General features: G+C 40.2%; 22 protein-coding genes. 20 read left to right on the top strand and 2 right to left on the bottom strand.

Annotated elements, in window-relative coordinates; genetic code table 11:
- The first annotated feature begins 8 nt into the window (after nt 1–8).
- Genes secY2 through QM843_RS06380 form a run of 10 tightly spaced genes read left to right on the top strand, consistent with a single transcriptional unit; the run spans nt 9 to nt 10712 of the window.
- Nucleotides 9–1226 carry an accessory Sec system protein translocase subunit SecY2 gene (gene secY2 / locus QM843_RS06425; protein ID WP_261128244.1) on the top strand — a complete coding sequence of 406 codons (1218 nt, stop codon included), beginning with the start codon at nt 9–11 and terminating at the stop codon, nt 1224–1226.
- A 9-nt stretch (nt 1227–1235) separates the two neighbouring features.
- Nucleotides 1236–2816: an accessory Sec system protein Asp1 gene (gene asp1, locus QM843_RS06420; protein ID WP_261128245.1), complete on the top strand. Its 1581-nt coding sequence runs from the start codon at nt 1236–1238 to the stop codon at nt 2814–2816.
- On the top strand, nt 2800–4335 hold the full coding sequence (gene asp2 / locus QM843_RS06415) for an accessory Sec system protein Asp2 (RefSeq protein WP_261128247.1): 1536 nt from the start codon (nt 2800–2802) through the stop codon (nt 4333–4335). The genes asp1 and asp2 overlap by 17 nt, the downstream gene beginning before the upstream one ends.
- The gene (asp3, locus tag QM843_RS06410) at nt 4332–4772 is read left to right on the top strand and encodes an accessory Sec system protein Asp3 (RefSeq protein WP_261128248.1); all 441 of its coding nucleotides are present in this window, start codon (nt 4332–4334) and stop codon (nt 4770–4772) included. The genes asp2 and asp3 overlap by 4 nt, the downstream gene beginning before the upstream one ends.
- Nucleotides 4765–7137, top strand: a complete 2373-nt coding sequence (gene secA2 / locus QM843_RS06405; protein ID WP_414304613.1) for an accessory Sec system translocase SecA2 — start codon at nt 4765–4767, stop codon at nt 7135–7137. The genes asp3 and secA2 overlap by 8 nt, the downstream gene beginning before the upstream one ends.
- A 12-nt stretch (nt 7138–7149) precedes the next feature.
- A complete protein-coding gene (gene gtfA, locus QM843_RS06400) occupies nt 7150–8661 on the top strand; it encodes an accessory Sec system glycosyltransferase GtfA (protein ID WP_261128250.1) in 1512 nt (503 codons plus the stop codon).
- On the top strand, nt 8654–9991 hold the full coding sequence (gtfB, locus tag QM843_RS06395; RefSeq protein WP_265479134.1) for an accessory Sec system glycosylation chaperone GtfB: 1338 nt from the start codon (nt 8654–8656) through the stop codon (nt 9989–9991). Before gtfA ends, gtfB begins: the two co-directional genes overlap by 8 nt.
- A 1-nt stretch (nt 9992) precedes the next feature.
- Nucleotides 9993–10172, top strand: coding sequence for an accessory Sec system protein Asp4 (asp4, locus tag QM843_RS06390; protein ID WP_001278708.1), 180 nt, complete (start codon nt 9993–9995; stop codon nt 10170–10172).
- A 4-nt stretch (nt 10173–10176) separates the two neighbouring features.
- Entirely contained in the window at nt 10177–10401 is a 225-nt protein-coding gene (gene asp5, locus QM843_RS06385; protein ID WP_050230870.1) for an accessory Sec system protein Asp5, read from the top strand.
- Nucleotides 10402–10460: 59 nt separating this feature from the next.
- A complete protein-coding gene (locus QM843_RS06380; protein WP_414304612.1) occupies nt 10461–10712 on the top strand; it encodes a hypothetical protein in 252 nt (83 codons plus the stop codon).
- On the opposite strand, the gene QM843_RS06375 is transcribed toward QM843_RS06380, so the two are convergent.
- Nucleotides 10694–11647: an aromatic acid exporter family protein gene (locus QM843_RS06375; protein ID WP_265480263.1), complete on the bottom strand. Its 954-nt coding sequence runs from the start codon at nt 11645–11647 to the stop codon at nt 10694–10696. The two genes, QM843_RS06380 and QM843_RS06375, sit on opposite strands and share 19 nt — an antisense overlap.
- A gap of 67 nt (nt 11648–11714) precedes the next feature.
- A complete protein-coding gene (gene sstT / locus QM843_RS06370; protein ID WP_265480264.1) occupies nt 11715–12920 on the bottom strand; it encodes a serine/threonine transporter SstT in 1206 nt (401 codons plus the stop codon).
- A gap of 151 nt (nt 12921–13071) precedes the next feature.
- On the opposite strand from sstT, the gene QM843_RS06365 reads away from it, so the two are divergent.
- The 10 genes from QM843_RS06365 to QM843_RS06320 all read left to right on the top strand — a co-directional run bounded on the left by QM843_RS06365 (nt 13072) and on the right by QM843_RS06320 (nt 19764).
- Nucleotides 13072–13638 (top strand): mechanosensitive ion channel family protein, encoded by a 567-nt coding sequence (locus tag QM843_RS06365; protein ID WP_414304611.1) that lies wholly within the window; start codon nt 13072–13074, stop codon nt 13636–13638.
- A 51-nt stretch (nt 13639–13689) separates the two neighbouring features.
- Nucleotides 13690–14598, top strand: a complete 909-nt coding sequence (locus QM843_RS06360) for a magnesium transporter CorA family protein (protein WP_414304610.1) — start codon at nt 13690–13692, stop codon at nt 14596–14598.
- A 14-nt stretch (nt 14599–14612) separates the two neighbouring features.
- Nucleotides 14613–15140, top strand: coding sequence for a YqeG family HAD IIIA-type phosphatase (locus QM843_RS06355; protein WP_000963748.1), 528 nt, complete (start codon nt 14613–14615; stop codon nt 15138–15140).
- A 2-nt stretch (nt 15141–15142) separates the two neighbouring features.
- Nucleotides 15143–16249, top strand: coding sequence for a ribosome biogenesis GTPase YqeH (gene yqeH / locus QM843_RS06350; RefSeq protein ID WP_414304609.1), 1107 nt, complete (start codon nt 15143–15145; stop codon nt 16247–16249).
- Between the two features lie 212 nt (nt 16250–16461).
- Entirely contained in the window at nt 16462–16773 is a 312-nt protein-coding gene (yhbY, locus tag QM843_RS06345) for a ribosome assembly RNA-binding protein YhbY (RefSeq protein ID WP_153192289.1), read from the top strand.
- Between the two features lie 50 nt (nt 16774–16823).
- Nucleotides 16824–17453 carry a nicotinate-nucleotide adenylyltransferase gene (locus tag QM843_RS06340; RefSeq protein WP_153192286.1) on the top strand — a complete coding sequence of 210 codons (630 nt, stop codon included), beginning with the start codon at nt 16824–16826 and terminating at the stop codon, nt 17451–17453.
- Nucleotides 17453–18046: a bis(5'-nucleosyl)-tetraphosphatase (symmetrical) YqeK gene (yqeK, locus tag QM843_RS06335; RefSeq protein WP_049502047.1), complete on the top strand. Its 594-nt coding sequence runs from the start codon at nt 17453–17455 to the stop codon at nt 18044–18046. Before QM843_RS06340 ends, yqeK begins: the two co-directional genes overlap by 1 nt.
- On the top strand, nt 18047–18547 hold the full coding sequence (locus QM843_RS06330) for a cysteine hydrolase family protein (protein WP_004255420.1): 501 nt from the start codon (nt 18047–18049) through the stop codon (nt 18545–18547).
- A gap of 12 nt (nt 18548–18559) precedes the next feature.
- On the top strand, nt 18560–18913 hold the full coding sequence (gene rsfS, locus QM843_RS06325; protein ID WP_004255425.1) for a ribosome silencing factor: 354 nt from the start codon (nt 18560–18562) through the stop codon (nt 18911–18913).
- Between the two features lie 110 nt (nt 18914–19023).
- Nucleotides 19024–19764: a class I SAM-dependent DNA methyltransferase gene (locus QM843_RS06320; protein WP_061864367.1), complete on the top strand. Its 741-nt coding sequence runs from the start codon at nt 19024–19026 to the stop codon at nt 19762–19764.
- Nucleotides 19765–19766 lie beyond the last annotated feature (2 nt).

Genomic DNA, 19766 nt, shown 5'->3' with positions numbered 1-19766 from the left:
ATTATTTCGTGAAAAAAATTTACTCATCAATAGCAGTAAAAAAAGGATTGACAACCTTATTTCTGCTGTTTATTTATGTATTGGGAAGTCGTATTACCCTTCCTTTTGTTGATTTGAATAGTAGAGACTTTCTAGGTGGTTCAACGGCTTATTTGGCATTTTCAACGGCTCTATTAGGAGGAAATTTAAGAAGTTTATCATTATTTTCTATAGGACTCTCGCCATGGATGTCGTCAATGATTCTATGGCAATTACTCACTTTTTCTAAGAAATTGAATATTTCTGCAGGGGCAGTAGAAGTTCAAGATAGAAGAAAGATGTATTTAACATTGGTCATTGCCTTGATTCAATCCTTGGCGCTCTCATTGAATTTACCGATACAACATCTTTATTCATCTTTCTTGGTGACTACAATGAATACTTTGTTGTTAATAGCAGGAGCTTTCTTTCTAGTGTGGTTATCAGATTTAAATGCTCAACTTGGAGTAGGTGGTTCTGTAGTTATTTTGCTAGCTAGTATTGTGTTAAATATTCCACAAGATATTTTAAGCACATTTCAGTTTGTGCGAATTTCTATGGGAGTAATGTTACTTATTGTATTGAGCAGTATTGTATTAACCTATATGATGGTACTCATGTATAGGGCACGATATCGTATACCAGTTCATAAGATTGGCTTACGTAGTCGATTTAAGCGCTATTCTTATTTGGAAATAATGTTAAATCCAGCTGGTGGTATGCCATTTATGTATGTTATGAGTTTCTTAAGTTTACCTACCTATATCTTTTTACTATTACAAACCCTTTTTCCTCAGACTTCCGCCTTCTCTGAAATATCTGCTCAGTACGGAGTTGGAAAACCATTATGGATTTATTCATATATTGCTATGATTTTTTTATTTAGTATTGCTTTTGCTTTTGTCAATTTGAGTGGTGATCAGATATCAGATCGTATGAAGAAATCTGGAGAGTATATATATGGAGTTTATCCAGGTGAGGAAACAAGTCGTTTTATTAACCGATTAGTATTGCGCTTTTCGATTATAGGTGGGACTTTTAATGTTTTGATGGCAGGTACACCAATGTTATTTGTTTTATCTGATGAAAAGTTATTGAGGATTGCTATGATTCCAGGTTTATTTATGATGTTTGGTGGTATGATTTTTACAATCAAAGATGAAATGAAGGCTTTGAGACTAAATGAAACTTACAAACCATTAATTTAGGAGGCTTTTATGTATTATTTTATTCCAGCTTGGTATGGTTCAACCCGTCAATGGCATGCTGATTTGATTCCATGGTATCGTTCTTATTTTAGATTTGAATTTGATGATACTTTCAATCAAATCAGGCTTTTTCAAAGACAAGGAATACCATCCCGGCTATTAGTATTAGCCTATCAGCCACATTTGCGTTATTTTTTACATAGACACGGTGTTTTAGAGACAGAAGTCTATTCTATCTTTGATGATATGCAAGATTTGCATGATATACACAGCCAGGTTCTGAATATAAGAGATATAGAGTGGGATAGTGATTGTCAATTTGTTTATAGTCCTTTTGCAATAGTAGTACAAAAAAATGGTAAAAAATATGCTAAAGTGGAGCATGGTGTAGAAGGATTTATCAGTGAAATCCAATATTTTGATCTCGATGGACAGATAAGTAAGAATTATATCATGGATGATCGTGGTTTTGTATCGAGTGTTATTTATTTTGCTAGTGGTCAGCCTACCTATCAAGACTATTTGGATCCTAAAGGTATTTGGAGATTTAGGGAGCATTTAAACGAGGAAGGACGAGTAGAGGTAAATCCAATATTTGGTTATCGTTTTAAACAGCTTTACTACACTGATATGAGCCAACTAATAGCAGAATATTTTGATAAATATCTGCAAAAGCAACAGAAGAAACAGGATATTTTCATCATCCCTTCTCACCCTCATCATGACCAATTTGTCTTAAACTACTTACCGAGTGATACTGCTAAAATTTTGAGTCTTTTCATTAATCGGAATTCTCAAGCTAGTTTTAAAGACTTAGCTCCATCATTTGATCAGGTAGATGTAGTATTAGTGGATAGAGAGGATAGTTTACAACTTTTACAAGAACTATATCCTACATTATCGGATAAATTTTATCATCTCTCTCCTTTTGATACGCGTTTACGATTAGGTCGAAGTCAGACTCGGAAGGAGTCGATTATTTACTATCAATTAGATTTTTCTGAAGGAATTGATAGACAAGCCCTATTTCAGGTTTTATCATTTATTGCTGAAACCAAAAATACAGAAGTTATTTTTGGAGCCTTCTCTGCTAGTCAGAACCAAATGGAAGAGGTGGAAATTCTTGTCAATGAAATCATTCAGGAACAAATCCATACTGATGGTTTAGAAAAAGGAATAGACTACGGTGGGGCAGAAAATCCTTTAGAAGAAAATCAAGAGCAGGAACTACGTTTTCAATTTGTCAATATGAATGACGAGTTGGATTTGATTAAGACACTAGAGTTTGTTCGTTTGATTGTGGATCTTAATAAACAACCTCACCTCTATACCCAAATAGCAGGTATTAGTGCGGGAATTCCTCAGATTAATCAGATTGAAACAGTCTATGTGGAACATTTGAAAAATGGTTATCTGATTTCAGATGTGACCGAATTTTCCAAGGCGGCACATTACTATACAGATAAATTGAAAGAATGGAATCAAGCATTAGTATACTCTATTGATAAAATCAAGGAGCATACTGGACAACGATTCTTAGATAAGTTGCATCACTGGATTGAGGAGGTTACTGATGTCAAAGGATTATAAAATCCTACAGATAGGGATTGATAATTGGGTTCATCATTATGAAATTCCTGAAAACATGGATTGGTATTATTTCTGTCCCAACTCACCGCTAGCTCTTCGCAAAATGATGGAAATGGATAGCATCACAAATTTTCATGCAATTTTGGTAGAGGATGGTCAGTATATAAGGGATTTATTGCCATTTGTTCACCATATAGAACCCTATACTTTACTTTATAGTCAAGATTTTCAAACGACAGATTTGGGTATTCTTGATTTATTAAAAAAGCGATGTGCTCAGGATGTAGATTTCTCGGATCCCCAGGAATTACTCAATGATTTATCAACTTCACTCTTTGGTGGGGGATATGGGGATAAAGTAAAGCCTTTTACTATTAAGATTCATCCCGATTTTGAAGGTTCTGTTTCCTATCAAGGATTTGAATATTTGGCTTTAGAAGGGGATTTTGGTGATACTTTTTCCCAGCTTGCTTATTGGTCATACAACATTGTGGTTAGTAAAAATCTTCCTATTGAGTTGTGGCTGGAGTATGAAAAACAAGGTAATTGTGATTTACGATTGGTTATTCGTAAGATATGGAGTGGGTCTGTTGATGGAATTTTTGAAGAAATCCTAGTGACTGAAGATGACCTAGAGCAAGCACTTGTTATGGAAAATAAAGATGGGGATTGCTATCTCGCAATATCTGTAGAAGCACGTGGTCAAGGGATTGTAAAGATTGGTAGTCTTCATCAGCGCTGGAGTCGTAAACAGTTCGGGAAGTTTGTTTTAGGGGGAAATATCATACATGATAGTAAGCGTGATGAAATCACCTACTTTTTCCATCCAGGTGATTTTAAGCCCCCTTTAGCTGTTTATTTTTCCGGTTTTCGTCCTGCCGAGGGATTTGAGGGGTATTGGATGATGAAAAATTTAGGATGTCCTTTTCTTCTGTTCTCAGATCCTCGTATTGAAGGTGGAGCTTTTTACCTTGGTAGTGAAGAATTAGAGAATAGGATTAAGGAAACTATTCAATATTATTTGAATTATCTTGGTTTGACATCTAAAGATTTGATTTTATCAGGCTTATCAATGGGAACTTTTCCATCGCTCTACTATGCAGCCGCTTTTGAGCCACGTGCAGTTATTGTAGGGAAGCCATTAGCTAATATTGGGACTATTGCAAGACGAGGCCGTTTAGAGGCACCAGGAGTATTTAATACTAGTTTTGATGTTTTGAGACATCAGACTGGCGGAGTTAGTTCCCAACATATGGAAGATTTGGATCAAACTTTTTGGAATGTTTTTAAAAAGGCTGATTTCACACAGACAACTTTTGGTCTTTCCTATATGAAGGATGAAGATATGGATAGCAAGGCCTACGAGCAGTTAGTAGAACATCTTTGTTATACAGGTGCTAAAATTTTATCCAAAGGTACGGATGGACGACATAATGATGATACAAATACTAATGTTGCTTGGTTTCTACATTTTTACCGTATGATTTTGAAATCAGATTTTGGAAGAGGTAGTCAATGATCATTAAACAAAGACAAGAAATTAATTGGGATGAAGTAGGAGGAACGTATATGTACGGATCAACTGTATCCTATTACCCTGACAAAAGTGTTCGTCTGTATAATCCCCTATTGCCATCTGGCGAGATTCTCAAAACTTGGTTTTCGAGTGTAAACTATCAAGGTTTCAGAACTCAGCCCAGTCTCCCTTTGTTAAAAAGAAATCACGATTATCAATTATGTATGGATTTTGAATGTCATCCCACAAATGGAGTCTATACAAAGATTGCCTTTTTTGATAGATATGGGGATGTGATCGAAGAGAAAATTGAAAAAATGAAAGTCTTTGATTTTACCTATCCTGATGATACCTATACTTATCAAGTTTCCCTTCTAAGTGCTGGCTTTGAGTCCTTAGATTTCTATTCTTTTTCCATTAAGGAGATGAATCGTGTTTAAAGATTTTTATCAAGATTTTCAACTTAGAAAAGTTAAAAAGATTCTAAAAAAGATTAATGTCCTTAAAGGAAAGATGGAGTCTCTATCAGACCAAGAACTAGCGGCAAAAACAGTGGAGTTTCGCCAACGTCTTGCTAAAGGAGAGACGGTAGATGATCTTCTAGTGGAAGCTTTTGCAGTTGTTCGTGAAGCGGATAGACGCGTATTGGGCATGTTTCCCTATGATGTCCAAGTAATGGGAGGAATTGTTATCCATCAGGGAAATGTCGCTGAGATGAATACTGGTGAGGGTAAAACCTTGACAGCCACTATGCCTGTTTATCTCAATGCACTGACAGGTAAAGGTACCATGCTGATTACCACCAATGACTATCTAGCTAAACGCGATGCCGAGGAGATGGGACAAGTTTATCGCTTCTTAGGATTAACAATTGGGGTACCTTTAACAGATGATCCTAAAGAAGAATTGACGCCAGAAGAGAAAAAAAGAATTTATGCATCAGATATCATTTATACAACTAATAGCAATTTAGGTTTTGATTATTTAAATGATAATCTGGCTTCAAATGAGGAAGGGAAATTTTTACGTCCCTTTGATTACGTTATTATTGACGAGATTGATGATATCCTATTGGACAGCGCTCAGACACCACTTATTATTGCAGGAGCCCCGCGTGTTCAGTCTAATTACTACGGTATTATTGATACGCTGGTAACGACTTTGGTAGAGGGGGAAGACTATATCTTTAAGGAGGAAAAGGATGAGGTCTGGCTCACTACCAAGGGGGCTAAGGCTGCTGAAAGCTTCTTAGGGATAGATCATTTTTACAAGGAAGAACATGCGGTTTTTGCTCGCCATTTAGTATATGCTATACGAGCCCACAAGCTCTATACAAAAGACAAGGACTATGTCATTCGTGGGAATGAGATGGTACTAGTAGATAAGGGAACAGGTCGTTTGTTGGAGCAAACTAAACTTCAAGGAGGCCTTCATCAAGCTATTGAAGCCAAGGAACATGTCAAATTATCTCCAGAGACGCGGGCTATGGCCTCAATCACCTATCAGAGTCTTTTTAAAATGTTCAATAAGATATCTGGTATGACAGGGACAGGTAAGGTCGCAGAAAAAGAGTTTATTGAAACATACAATATGTCGGTAGTACGCATTCCAACCAATCGTCCTAGACAACGGATTGACTATCCAGATAATTTATATGTGACTTTACCTGAAAAAGTGTATGCGTCTTTGGAATACATCAAAGAATACCATGCTAAGGGAAATCCCCTACTCGTTTTTGTAGGCTCAGTTGAAATGTCTCAACTCTATTCGTCTCTCTTGCTTCGTGAAGGGATTGCCCATAATGTTCTAAATGCTAATAATGCGGCGCGTGAGGCTCAGATTATCTCCGAGTCAGGTCAGATGGGGGCTGTGACAGTGGCTACCTCTATGGCAGGACGTGGTACGGATATCAAGCTTGGTAAAGGAGTCGCAGAGCTCGGGGGCTTGATTGTTATTGGAACGGAGCGGATGGAAAGTCAGCGGATCGACCTACAAATTCGTGGACGTTCTGGTCGTCAGGGAGATCCTGGTATGAGTAAGTTTTTTGTATCCTTGGAGGACGATGTTATCAAGAAATTTGGTCCATCTTGGGTTCATAAAAAGTACAAAGACTATCAGGTTCAAGATATGACTCAACCAGAAGTATTGAAAGGTCGTAAATATCGAAGGCTAGTCGAAAAGGCTCAGCATGCTAGTGATAGTGCTGGACGTTCGGCACGTCGTCAGACTCTAGAATATGCTGAAAGTATGAATATTCAACGAGATATGATTTACAAGGAGCGTAATCGTCTAATAGATGGTTCTCGTGACTTAGAGGATGTTGTAGAGGAAATCATTGCTAGTTACATAGATCAAGTGACTTCTTCAGAATATGAAAGCCGAGAGTTACTCTTCCATTTTCTTGTGACTAATATTAGTTTTCATATTAAAGAAGTTCCAGATCATATAGATGTGACTGACAAAACTGCAGTTCGTAGCTTTATGAAGCAGGTGATTGATCAAGAACTTTCTGAAAAGAAAGAATTGCTTGACCAACATGGCTTATATGAACAGTTTTTACGACTTTCTATGCTCAAGGCTATTGATGACAACTGGGTAGAGCAGGTAGACTATCTACAACAGTTATCTATGGCTATCGGTGGTCAGTCTGCTAGTCAGAAAAATCCAATCGTAGAGTATTATCAAGAAGCTTATGCTGGCTTTGAAGCTATGAAAGAACAAATCCGTGCGGATATGGTGCGTAATCTCCTGATGGGCTTGGTTGAAGTCACTCCTAAGGGTGAGATTATGACTCATTTCCCATAAAAAGAGGAAAATATGACAATTTACAATATAAATTTAGGACTTGGATGGGCTAGTAGCGGTGTTGAATACGCCCAAGCCTATCGTGCTGGTGTTTTTCGGAAATTAAATCTGTCCTCTAAGTTTATCTTTACAGATATGATTTTAGCCGATAATATTCAGCACTTAACAGCCAATATTGGTTTTGATGATGATCAAGTGATCTGGCTTTATAACCACTTTACAGATATCAAGATTGCGCCGACTAGCGTGACAGTGGATGATGTCCTGGCTATTTTCGGCGGTGTGGAAAGTCGTAGAGAAAAGAATGGCAAGGTCTTGCGTGTCTTCTTTTCTGACCAAGATAAGTTTGTAACCTGTTATTTGGTTGATGAGGATAAGGACTTGGTTCAACATGCCGAGTATGTCTTTAAAGGAAAACTGATTCGTAAGGATTACTTTTCTTATACGCGTTATTGTAGCGAATACTTTGCTCCCAAGGACAATGTTGCAGTCCTATATCAACGAACTTTTTATAATGAAGACGGAACTCCAGCCTATGATATTTTGATGAATCAAGGTAAGGAAGAAGTTTATCGTTTCAAGGATAAGATTTTCTATGGGAAGCCAGCTTTCATGCGTGCTTTTATGAAATCCTTGAATTTGAACAAGTCTGATTTGGTCATTCTTGATAGGGAGACAGGCATTGGACAGGTTGTTTTTGAGGAAGCACAAGCAGCGTATTTAGCGGTAGTTGTTCATGCGGAGCATTATAGTGAAAATGCAACAAATGAGGATTACATCCTTTGGAATAACTATTATGACTATCAGTTTACAAATGCAGATAAGGTTGACTTCTTTATCGTATCAACTGATAAGCAGAGAGAAGTTCTGCAAGAGCAATTTGCTAAATACACCCAGCACCAACCAAAGATTGTTACCATTCCTGTAGGAAGTATTGATGCATTAACTGAGTCAAGTCAGGGACGTAAGCCATTTTCATTGATTACGGCTTCGCGTCTTGCCAAAGAAAAACACATTGACTGGTTGGTCAAGGCGGTCATTGAGGCTCGTAAGGAAATCCCTGAATTGACCTTTGATATTTATGGTAGTGGTGGAGAAGAATCTCTGCTCAGAGAAATTATTGCAAATCATCAGGCTGAGAATTATATCCAGCTCAAGGGACATGCGGAACTTTCGCAGATTTATAGCCAGTATGAAGTCTATTTGACTGCTTCTACCAGCGAAGGCTTTGGTTTGACCTTGATGGAAGCTATTGGTTCAGGTCTACCCCTAATCGGTTTTGATGTGCCTTATGGTAATCAGACCTTTATAGAGGATGGGCAAAATGGTTATTTGATTCCAAGTTCATCTGACCATGTGGAAGATCAAATCAAGCAAGCTTATGCAGCTAAGATTTGCCAACTGTATCAAGAAAATCGTTTGGCGGATATGCGTGCCCATTCTTACCAAATTGCAGAAGGTTTCTTAACCGAAGAAATTTTAGAAAAGTGGAAAAAAACAGTAGAGGAGGTGCTCCATGATTGAACTTTATGATCGTTATAGTCAGGAAAGTCAAGATTTACATGAAAGTCTAGTCGCTACTGGTCTTTCTCAACTTGGAGTGGTCATTGATGCAGATGGTTTTCTGCCTGATGGTCTGGTTTCTCCTTTTACCTATTATCTAGGTTACGAGGATGGAAAACCTCTCTATTTTAACCAAGTCCCTGTTCCAGCTTTTTGGGAAATTTCAGGAAATAATCAGTCTGCTCGTATTGAGGATATGATGCAGGAGAGAGCCGTTATTCATTATGCAGATGGAATGCAAGCTCGATTGGTTAAGCAAGTAGATTGGAAAGACCTGGAAGGTCGAGTCCGTCAGGTTGACCATTACAATCGCTTCGGAGCTTGTTTTGCTACAACGACCTATAGCGCAGATAGTGAGCCGATTATGACGGTTTACAAAGATGTCAATGATCAACAAGTTTTACTTGAAAATCAAGTGACGGGTGATATCTTATTGACCTTACCTGGTCAGTCCATGCGTTACTTTGCAAATAAGGTTGAATTTATCACCTTCTTTTTGCAAGATTTGGAAATAGATACAAGTCAGCTTATCTTTAATACTCTAGCGACACCTTTCTTGGTTTCCTTCCATTATCCAGATAAATCTGGCTCAGATATCCTAGTTTGGCAGGAACCTCTTTATGATGCTATTCCGGGCAATATGCAGTTGATTTTGGAAAGTGATGATGTGCGTACTAAGAAAATCATCATTCCAAACAAGGCGACTTATGAGCGCGCTTTAGAGTTGACTGACGAGAAATACCATGATCAGTTTGTGCACTTGGGTTACCATTACCAGTTTAAACGCGATAATTTCCTAAGACGAGATGCCTTAATCTTGACTAATTCCGATCAGATTGAGCAAGTAGAAGCAATCGTAGAAGCCTTGCCTGATGTTACCTTCCGTATCGCAGCGGTGACAGAGATGTCTTCTAAGCTCTTAGATATGCTTCGCTATCCTAATGTGGTACTTTATCAGAACGCTAGTCCACAGAAGATTCAGGAGTTGTATCAACTGTCGGATATTTATTTGGATATTAATCACAGCAATGAGTTGTTGCAGGCAGTGCGTCAGGCCTTTGAGCACAATCTCTTGATTCTGGGATTCAACCAAACGGTACACAATAGACTCTATATCGCTCCAGATCATCTATTTGAAAGTAGTGAGGTTGCTCCTTTGGTTGAGACCATTAAGCTGGCCCTTTCAGATGTTACCCAAATGAGTCTGGCACTTGGGAAGCAAGGTCAACATGCAAACTATGTTGACTTGGTGCGATATCAGGAAACCATGCAAACTGTTTTAGGAGGCTAACATGTCAGACGAAGATTTATTTTACAAAGACGTTGAAGGTCGCATGGAAGAGTTGAAACAAAAACCCATCAAGAAGGAAAAAGAAACCCGAGGGGAAAAGATTAGTAAGACTTTTTCACTCTTACTGGGTTTAATGATTCTGATCGGTTTGCTCTTTACTTTGCTGGGAATTTTGAGGTAGGCCTATGATTGAAATACTGATTGTTTTAGCTATTGTCCTATCTATTGCTTTGATTGTATTGGTAACCATCCAACCCCGTCAAAATCAACTATTTTCCATGGATGCGACTAGTAATATTGGTAAGCCGAGTTACTGGCAGAGTAACACCTTGGTAAAGGTGCTCACTTTATTGGTGAGTTTGGCTTTATTCGTTTTACTATTAACCTTTATGGTAATAACTTACAAATAAAAGAAAACTTCAGATATTCACCTCTTGTGATTGGTCTGAAGTTTTCTTTTTTATACTTAATGAAAATCAAAGAGCAAACTAGGAAGCTAGCCGAAGTCAGCTCAAAATACTGTTTTGAGGTTGTAGATAAGACTGACGAAGTCAGCTCAAAACACTGTTTTGAGGTTGTAGATAAGACTGACGAAGTCAGCTCAAAACACTGTTTTGAGGTTGTAGATAAGACTGACGAAGTCAGTAACCATACCTATGGCAAGGTGAATCTGACGTGGTTTGAGGAGATTTTCGAAGAGTATTACTGTCCATATTTTTGATAAAAGTCAACTTTCACTTGGATGAAGGTTTTGGCTTCACGTAGGAGTTGAAGAAGGGTGGCGCGGGTTTCAAATTCTTCTCTTGTTTTGGGGAGACTGCGGTTGCGAAAGACTTCTAGATAGCGTTCAATTTCATCTAGTAGATCAGAAGCAGGATTGGTCTGGCTCAGTTGACCTGCAATTTTTGAAAAGAGCTGAGCCAAAATCAGGCTTTCACTGGCAGCTAGGTGACAGGTGTTGATTTGCTGGGCCATATTTCGCAGGATACGACTTTGTCTCTGTCTCATCTCAAAATAGTGGATATGGTAGTCGGTCTGGTGAAAGAGGTGGTCTGAGTGATCCAAATAGACCAGTCTGAGGGCTTCTTCCAAAAGGGTGTCCAATTCTTCAACCAACTGTGCTCGGTTGCGTCCATCCCCTCTGGATAAATAATATTTGAAGCGTAGGAGGATATCTTTTAACTTTTCTTCTACCAATGTGTGGTAGTGATGAATTTCCTCTTCTCGTGAAGGCATGTAGAGATTGACAAGCAAGGCAAATCCTGTACCGATAGCAAAGAGAAGGAATTCGTTGACTAGGAGGTATGGAGAGGTTGACTCTTGCACCAAGAGATGGCTAACCAAAACAGTGCTTGGTGTGATGCCAATTTCCCAACCCATCTTGTAGGCTAGAGGCACATAAAGTGCTAGATAGAGTCCGAGACTCCAGATATGAAATCCGCTCAAGTGAAAAGCCAAAACCCCGATAACCAGAGCTAGAAGCATGGAAAAGAGCCGATTGCGGGCCAGTTTTAAGGTACTTCTACGGGTATCGGATAGGCTCAAGAGGGCGATGATTCCAGCCGAAACTGCTGAGGAAAGATTGAGAAAATAAGCAATAAGGCAGGCAAGACAGGTAGCTAAGATGAGCTTGGTCGTACGTTGGCTAATAGACATAAGAATTTCCTAATAGGTTAGAATAAAAGCGTAAAAGACAAGACCTGAGCAGGCTTGCCTTTATGAGTTATTTTTTACGGGCTGCTGCGTATTCGGCAACGGCAGTAAAGAGGACATCTGTAGAAGAGTTGAGGGCTGTTTCACATGAGTCTTGGATGACACCAATCACAAATCCAACCCCGACAACTTGCATGGCAATATCGTTAGAAATACCGAAAAGGCTACAAGCAACTGGGATAAGAAGGAGGGAACCACCGGCAATACCAGAAGCACCACAGGCTGAGATAGCTGCTACCACACTAAGGACAAATGCTGTTGCAAAGTCAACAGGAATTCCAAGAGTATTTACTGCAGCAAGGGTCAAAACGTTAATAGTAATCGCTGCTCCGGCCATGTTAATAGTAGAACCAAGTGGGATAGAAACAGAGTAGGTATCTGGATCTAGTCCAAGGTCATGGCAAAGTTTCATGTTGACAGGGATGTTAGCCGCAGAACTACGAGTGAAGAAGGCTGTCACACCGCTGACACGCAAACATTTCCAAACGAGGGGATAAGGGTTTCTCTTCATAAAGAGGAAGGCAATCAATGGATTGACTACTAAGGCTACAAAGAACATAGTTGTCACCAAGAGGGCAAGCAAGATTCCATAGTTGGCTAGGCTTCCGATTCCCTTATCAGAGATGGTTTTAAAGACAAGGCCAAGAATTCCAAAGGGAGCTAGGTTGATGATCCATTCGACAATTTTAGAAGTCACATCAGCCATGGTTTTTAGCAATTCTTTACTATTTTTGCTGGCTTCTCTCATAGCAATCCCGAAAACAACTGCCCATGACAGGATACCGATGTAGTTGGCAGTAATGAGGGCATTGACTGGATTGTCAACCAGTTTGAGCAAGAGGTTGCTGAGGACCTGTCCAATCCCATCTGGTGGAGCAATATCGGTATTAGCGCTATTTAGGGTAATTTCAACAGGTACAATGAAACTTGCTAGTACAGCGATAAGGGCAGCGGCAAAGGTTCCCACCAAGTAAAGGAAGATAACGGTTTTCATATTGCTATCTTGTCCTTTTTGATGTTGGGAAAGGGCGTTAGCAACGAGGGCAAAGACTAGAATAGGTGCGATGGCTTTGAGACCACCAACAAAGAGATCTCCGAGTAGACCAATTCCTGAAACAGTAGGAAATGTCAGTCCAAGGATTCCTCCGACAAGCATGCCAATCAAAATACGTTTGATCAGGCTTGCCTTATTCCAAGCATGAATGAATTTTTTCATAACAATCTCCTTTGTTGTGTAATGTTTATGATTATAGTATAAATATTAAGTAAAATCAAGAATTTTCTGTCTATTTTTGTTATTATTTTTGAAAATTTATGGAGACTGACACTTTATGAAAGTATGGTATAATGAATGAAAGGAGTTTTCTATGCAAGAATTTATTCAAACCTATCTCAATAAGCTTGATATTACAGCGATTATCGAGAATATATTAACCAAGCTACTTTCTCTTTTATTCTTATTTTTGATCTTTTATATAGCTAAAAAACTGCTCCATACCATGGTGCAGAGAATTGTTAAACCTTCTCTAAAAATGTCTCGTCATGATGTCGGGCGTCAGAAAACCATTTCACGTTTATTAGAGAATGTGTTTAATTATACCCTCTATTTCTTTTTACTTTACTGTATCTTGTCTATTTTAGGTTTGCCAGTTTCTAGTTTGCTGGCAGGTGCTGGGATTGCTGGGGTGGCTATTGGTATGGGAGCCCAAGGTTTTCTGTCTGATGTTATCAATGGCTTTTTCATCCTCTTTGAACGTCAACTGGATGTGGGAGATGAGGTTGTTCTGACAAATGGTCCTATTACTGTATCGGGCAAGGTCGTCAGTGTCGGCATTCGAACAACGCAACTCAGAGGAGAAAACCAGGTTCTGCACTTCGTTCCCAATCGGAATATCACTGTTGTCAGCAATTTCTCTCGGATAGACCAGGCCTGAAATTTTAGCAAATTTATGGTACAATAGAAAGAGCTTGGTAAAGGAGAAAAGATGGTTTTAGAAAAACAGTTGGGCAATGGTTGTATCTGGATTAACTTAGATTTGGACAAGTTGAAAAAACTAGAGGACCTTTCTGAAATATACGGTTTGGACAAAGAAACCATTGAATACGCACTGGATAAAAATGAACGTGCTCATATGGATTATAACCGTGAGAATGGGACTGTGACCTTTATCTACAATGTTCTGGACTTAGAAAAGGACAAGGATTACTATGAAGCGATTCCCATGACCTTTATCGTTGAAAACAAACGAATGATTACCATCAGCAACCATAAGAATGCTTATGTCATTGATCAGATGTTAGCTTATCTGGAGAGTCATGACACGCTTTCGATTTACAAGTTTCTCTTTGCCAGTCTAGAAATCATCAGCAATGCCTACTATCCTGTCATCGAGCAGATGGACAAGAGTAAGGATGAGGTCAATGGGCTCTTGCGCCTGCGGACGACTAAGAAAAACCTCTTTGCCCTTTCCGACTTAGAAACTGGTATGGTTTATCTTACTGCGGCTGCCAAGCAAAATCGCATGTTGCTGGAGCATATTCAAGGGCATGCCCTCTATCGCAGTTTTAACGAGATTGAGAGAGAGCAGTTTGATGATGCCATGATTGAGGCTCATCAGCTGGTATCCATGACAGACTTGATTTCTCAAGTCCTCCAACAACTATCAGCATCTTACAACAACATCCTAAACAATAATCTGAATGATAATTTGACAACCTTGACCATCATTTCAGTCTTGCTGGCTGTTTTGGCAGTCGTGACAGGCTTTTTCGGAATGAATGTTCCGCTCCCTTTAACAGATGAGCCCCATGCTTGGCTCTACATCAGTTTGGCTAGTGTTGGGTTATGGATTGTTTTGTCATTGTTGCTAAGGAAAATTGCGAAAAAAAGTTAAGAAAAGGAGCCAGAATGGCGATTGAAAATTACATGCCAGATTTTGCTGTGGAAGCAGTCTATGATCTGACAGTCCCAAGTCTGCAGGCGCAGGGAATCAAGGCTGTTTTGGTCGATTTGGATAATACCCTCATTGCTTGGAACAACCCTGATGGGACACCAGAGATGAAGCAATGGCTACATGACCTTCGGGACGCGGGTATTCGCATTATCGTGGTCTCAAATAATACCAAAAAACGAGTTCAACGCGCAGTTGAGAAATTTGGGATTGATTACGTTTATTGGGCCTTGAAGCCCTTCACATTTGGGATTGACCGTGCCATGAAGGAATTTCACTATGAGAAAAGTGAAGTGGTCATGGTAGGCGACCAGCTCATGACAGATATACGAGCAGCCCACCGTGCAGGCATCCGCTCAATCTTGGTTAAGCCCTTAGTCCAACATGACTCGATCAAAACGCAGATTAACCGAGCTCGTGAGCGCCGTGTGATGCGAAAAATTACTGAAAAGTACGGACCGATTACATATAAAAAAGGAATTTAACTATGGAAGAAATTCTCTGTATTGGTTGTGGAGCAACCATTCAGACGACAGACAAGTCTGGTCTTGGATTTACCCCCCAGTCGGCACTTGAAAAAGGTTTGGAAACTGGCGAAGTCTATTGCCAACGCTGTTTCCGTCTCCGCCACTACAATGAGATCACGGATGTCCAGTTGACAGACGATGATTTCCTCAAGCTCTTGCACGAGGTGGGAGACAGTGATGCCTTAGTGGTCAATGTCATTGATATCTTTGATTTTAATGGCTCTGTTATCCCAGGCTTGCCACGTTTTGTCTCGGGCAATGATGTCCTCTTGGTAGGAAATAAAAAAGATATCCTGCCCAAGTCTGTTAAACCAGGCAAGATTAGCCAGTGGCTCATGGAACGTGCCCACGAAGAAGGTCTTCGTCCAGTCGATGTCGTCCTAACTTCAGCCCAAAACAAGCATGCCATTAAGGAAGTCATTGACAAAATCGAGCATTACCGTAAGGGACGCGATGTCTATGTGGTCGGTGTAACCAACGTTGGAAAATCAACTCTTATCAATGCCATTATCCAAGAGATCACGGGTGACCAGAACGTCATCACAACTTCTCGTTTTCCAGGAACAACCTTGGACAAGATTGAGATTCCGCTTGACGACGGATCTTATATCTACGATACGCCGGGAATCATCCACCGTCACCAGATGGCCCACTACTTGACGGCTAAAAACCTCAAGTATGTCAGTCCTAAAAAGGAAATCAAGCCTAAAACCTATCAGCTCAATCCTGAACAAACTCTGTTTTTAGGAGGCTTGGGACGATTTGACTTCATATCAGGAGAAAAGCAAGGTTTCACTGCCTTCTTTGACAATGAATTGAAACTCCACCGAACCAAGCTCGAAGGAGCGAGTGCCTTTTACGACAAGCACCTCGGAACTCTTCTGACACCACCAAATAGCAAGGAAAAAGAAGATTTCCCAAAATTGGTCCAACATGTATTTAACATCAAGGACAAGACAGACCTAGTCATCTCAGGCCTAGGCTGGATCCGCGTAACAGGCACCGCAAAAGTCGCCGTCTGGGCACCAGAAGGCGTCGCAGTCGTCATACGAAAAGCAATTATTTAAAACAAAATCGCTGAGCGAACAAAGTGAGCTCATACAAAGATAGTTATTGCCGTGGTGTCTTGCCAATCGTTAGATTGGTAAGGGGCACAATTGAGACCTAGGCTCAATTGTGAGGTCAGGAAATCCATTTTTCAAAGATGAAATCTTTGAAAAATTAGTTCCGACCGTCCCTCACCACCTAAAATAACTATCAAAAAAACAAGGAAGAAATTATGTCATTAACATCAAAACAACGTGCCTTCCTCAACAGCCAGGCACACACCCTTAGACCCATCATCCAAATCGGAAAAAATGGACTCAACGACCAAATCAAAACCAGCGTTCGTCAAGCTCTTGACGCACGCGAATTGATTAAGGTAACTCTTTTGCAAAACACCGATGAAAATATCCACGAAGTAGCTGAAATCTTGGAAGAAGAAATCGGTGTGGATACAGTCCAAAAAATCGGACGCATCTTGATTTTATTTAAACAATCTAGCAAGAAAGAAAATCGCAAGATTTCTAAAAAAGTCAAAGAAATCTAAAAACCTACTCCAAATAACTGTTTTTACAGAGAAATAAAGGAGACTAGCCTATGGCAATTGAACTATTAACTCCCTTTACCAAGGTAGAGTTGGAGCCAGAAATCAAGGAGAAAAAACGCAAACAAGTCGGGATTTTAGGGGGGAATTTTAACCCTGTTCACGATGCCCATCTGATTGTTGCAGACCAAGTACGCCAGCAGTTGGGACTGGACCAAGTTCTGCTCATGCCTGAATACCAACCTCCTCATGTAGATAAAAAGGAAACAATCCCTGAACACCATCGTCTCAAGATGCTTGAGTTGGCGATTGAGGGAATTGAAGGACTAGCCATTGAAACCATTGAGTTGGAGCGCAAGGGCATTTCCTATACCTACGACACCATGAAAATCTTGACAGAGCAACATCCAGATACGGATTATTACTTTATCATCGGTGCCGATATGGTGGATTATCTGCCTAAGTGGTATCGAATTGATGAGCTGGTTGACATGGTTCAGTTTGTAGGGGTTCAGCGCCCACGCTACAAGGCTGGAACTTCCTATCCAGTTATCTGGGTGGATGTGCCTCTCATGGATATCTCATCCAGCATGGTGCGGGACTTCCTTGCCCAAGGTCGGAAACCCAACTTTCTCCTGCCTCAGCCGGTGCTAGACTACATCGAGAAGGAGGGGCTCTACTGATGGCCTATCAAGACTATATCAACTGCTCTCGCGAGGCTTTGTTGGAAAAAATGACAGAGCTTTTACCTGAAAAACGCTTAACCCATTGCTTGGGTGTGGAGCGTGCAGCCATAGAACTAGCCCAACGATTTGGAGTAGATGTCGAGAAAGCAGGACTAGCAGGCCTTCTTCATGACTACGCTAAAAAGCTGTCAGATCAGGAATTTCTAGACCTGATTGACCGTTATCAGCTGGATCCTGATCTCAAAAACTGGGGCAATAATGTCTGGCATGGCATGGTTGGCATCTACAAGATTCAGGAAGATTTGGATTTGCATGATTCAGAAATCCTGCGAGCCATTGAAATCCATACAGTCGGTGCTGGTCAGATGACAGACCTAGATAAAGTCATCTACGTCGCAGACTATATCGAGCACAATCGTGCCTTTCCAGGAGTAGATGTGGCACGTGAGATTGCAAGTTTATCGCTTAATAAGGCGGTGGCCTACGAAACAGCTCGTACCGTGGAGCATCTAGCTCATCAGGGATTCTCTATCTATCCCCAAACCCTTGAAACCTATAACGCCTTTGTGCACTATTTGAAAGAGGACTAAATGAAGACGGCTTTTATAATCATTGATGTTCAGAATATTTTAGTGGAAACTGGTTTTCAGACAAATAGTCTATTGGAAAAAATTTCTTATTTACAAAACCAGGCTAGAAGCAAGAATATTGAAATTGTCTATGTTCAACATATTGAGAACGCTGAAGCTCAAACATCAGAAGATTGGCAGTTATCTGAGCTTTTAAGTCGAAAACCTAATGAAAAGGTCTTTCAGAAGAAGTATAACAGTATTTTCAAAGAAACTGGTTTAAAAGAATACTTGGATAAACAGGGGATTGAAAAATTAGTTTTATGTGGTATGCAGACAGAATATTGTGTGGATACCTCTGTCAAGGTTGCCTTTGAATATGGCTATCAGCTTATTATTCCAGAAGGAACTTGCACAACGTTTGATGGGAAAGACATTCCAGCAGAAACGATAAATGAATTTTATGAGGGCATTTGGGAGGGGCGCTTTGCAGATGTCCTAGATTACAAGCATATTTTCTAGAAAGAGGACTAAATGAACGAAAAAGAATTACTAGAACTAGTCGTGAAAGCGGCTGATGAGAAACGTGCGGAGGATATCCTCGCACTTGATGTCCAAGATTTGACTAGCGTGACTGACTACTTTGTTATTACTAGTTCAATGAATAGCCGTCAGTTGGACGCTATCGCTGATAATATCCGTGAAAAAGTAGCCGATGCAGGCTTTAAAGGCAGTCATGTCGAAGGAGATGCAGCTGGAGGTTGGGTCCTACTAGACCTCGGCTCTGTTGTCGTGCATGTCTTTTCAGAAGAAATGCGTGCCCACTATAACTTAGAAAAGCTATGGCATGAGGCGGAGTCAGTAGATATTTCAGAAGCTCTTGCTTAGAAGACGAACTCAGTTGTAGCCAACTGGGTTTCTTTGCTTATTTTAGAAAAAATGGATAGAAAGGTATAGGGCGAGTGGTGTTTGCCATGGAGGCTCTTGGTATCATGATTATGGCAACTTATGAAACCTTTGCGGCGGTCTATGATGCGGTCATGGACGATAGTTTATATGATAAATGGATGGATTTTTCTCTGGGTCATTTGCCTAAGACAAAGGAGAGAAAAAAACTCTTGGAATTGGCTTGTGGGACAGGCATCCAGTCTGTACGCTTTTCTCAAGCTGGTTTTGATGTGACTGGACTTGACTTGAGCGCAGATATGCTGAAGATTGCGGAGAAGAGAGCGGCTTCAGCCAAACAAAAGATTGATTTTATTGAAGGCAATATGTTGGATTTGTCCAAGGTAGGTCAATACGACTTTGTCACTTGTTATTCGGACTCTATCTGCTACATGCAGGATGAGGTGGAAGTAGGGGATGTTTTTAAGGAAGTGTATAATGCCCTTAATGAAGATGGAGTTTTCATCTTTGATGTGCATTCGACCTACCAGACAGATGAAGTTTTTCCAGGCTATTCTTATCATGAAAATGCAGAAGATTTCGCCATGCTATGGGATACCTATGAGGATGCGGCGCCTCACTCTATCGTTCATGAGTTGACTTTCTTTGTCAAGGAAGCGGATGGTTCCTTTAGTCGCCACGATGAAGTGCATGAGGAGCGAACCTATGAGGTCTTGACCTATGATATTTTGCTGGAACAGGCCGGATTCAAATCCTTCAAACTCTTTGCGGACTTTGAAGACAAAGAGCCAACAGAAACCAGCACCCGTTGGTTTTTTGTGGCGCAGAAGTAGGA

Origin of the sequence: Streptococcus mitis (genome assembly GCF_047463435.1) — a bacterium.
Lineage (GTDB): Bacteria > Bacillota > Bacilli > Lactobacillales > Streptococcaceae > Streptococcus > Streptococcus mitis_DS.
The sequence above is the reverse complement of the archived record's forward strand: the minus strand, read 5'-3'. Positions and strand labels throughout refer to the sequence as shown.

Bases quoted from the DNA above. Each gene is read 5' to 3' on its own strand.
- asp4 (WP_001278708.1), top strand. From the start codon at position 9,993: ATGTCAGACGAAGATTTATTTTACAAAGACGTTGAAGGTCGCATGGAA.
- QM843_RS06365 (WP_414304611.1), top strand. From the start codon at position 13,072: ATGCAAGAATTTATTCAAACCTATCTCAATAAGCTTGATATTACAGCG.
- yhbY (WP_153192289.1), top strand. From the start codon at position 16,462: ATGTCATTAACATCAAAACAACGTGCCTTCCTCAACAGCCAGGCACAC.
- asp3 (WP_261128248.1), top strand. From the start codon at position 4,332: ATGATCATTAAACAAAGACAAGAAATTAATTGGGATGAAGTAGGAGGA.
- QM843_RS06355 (WP_000963748.1), top strand. From the start codon at position 14,613: ATGGCGATTGAAAATTACATGCCAGATTTTGCTGTGGAAGCAGTCTAT.
- QM843_RS06330 (WP_004255420.1), top strand. From the start codon at position 18,047: ATGAAGACGGCTTTTATAATCATTGATGTTCAGAATATTTTAGTGGAA.
- asp2 (WP_261128247.1), top strand. From the start codon at position 2,800: ATGTCAAAGGATTATAAAATCCTACAGATAGGGATTGATAATTGGGTT.
- QM843_RS06340 (WP_153192286.1), top strand. From the start codon at position 16,824: ATGGCAATTGAACTATTAACTCCCTTTACCAAGGTAGAGTTGGAGCCA.
- QM843_RS06320 (WP_061864367.1), top strand. From the start codon at position 19,024: ATGGCAACTTATGAAACCTTTGCGGCGGTCTATGATGCGGTCATGGAC.
- QM843_RS06375 (WP_265480263.1), bottom strand. From the start codon at position 11,647: ATGTCTATTAGCCAACGTACGACCAAGCTCATCTTAGCTACCTGTCTT.
- asp5 (WP_050230870.1), top strand. From the start codon at position 10,177: ATGATTGAAATACTGATTGTTTTAGCTATTGTCCTATCTATTGCTTTG.
- QM843_RS06380 (WP_414304612.1), top strand. From the start codon at position 10,461: ATGAAAATCAAAGAGCAAACTAGGAAGCTAGCCGAAGTCAGCTCAAAA.
- sstT (WP_265480264.1), bottom strand. From the start codon at position 12,920: ATGAAAAAATTCATTCATGCTTGGAATAAGGCAAGCCTGATCAAACGT.
- asp1 (WP_261128245.1), top strand. From the start codon at position 1,236: ATGTATTATTTTATTCCAGCTTGGTATGGTTCAACCCGTCAATGGCAT.
- rsfS (WP_004255425.1), top strand. From the start codon at position 18,560: ATGAACGAAAAAGAATTACTAGAACTAGTCGTGAAAGCGGCTGATGAG.
- yqeK (WP_049502047.1), top strand. From the start codon at position 17,453: ATGGCCTATCAAGACTATATCAACTGCTCTCGCGAGGCTTTGTTGGAA.
- yqeH (WP_414304609.1), top strand. From the start codon at position 15,143: ATGGAAGAAATTCTCTGTATTGGTTGTGGAGCAACCATTCAGACGACA.
- QM843_RS06360 (WP_414304610.1), top strand. From the start codon at position 13,690: ATGGTTTTAGAAAAACAGTTGGGCAATGGTTGTATCTGGATTAACTTA.
- gtfA (WP_261128250.1), top strand. From the start codon at position 7,150: ATGACAATTTACAATATAAATTTAGGACTTGGATGGGCTAGTAGCGGT.
- gtfB (WP_265479134.1), top strand. From the start codon at position 8,654: ATGATTGAACTTTATGATCGTTATAGTCAGGAAAGTCAAGATTTACAT.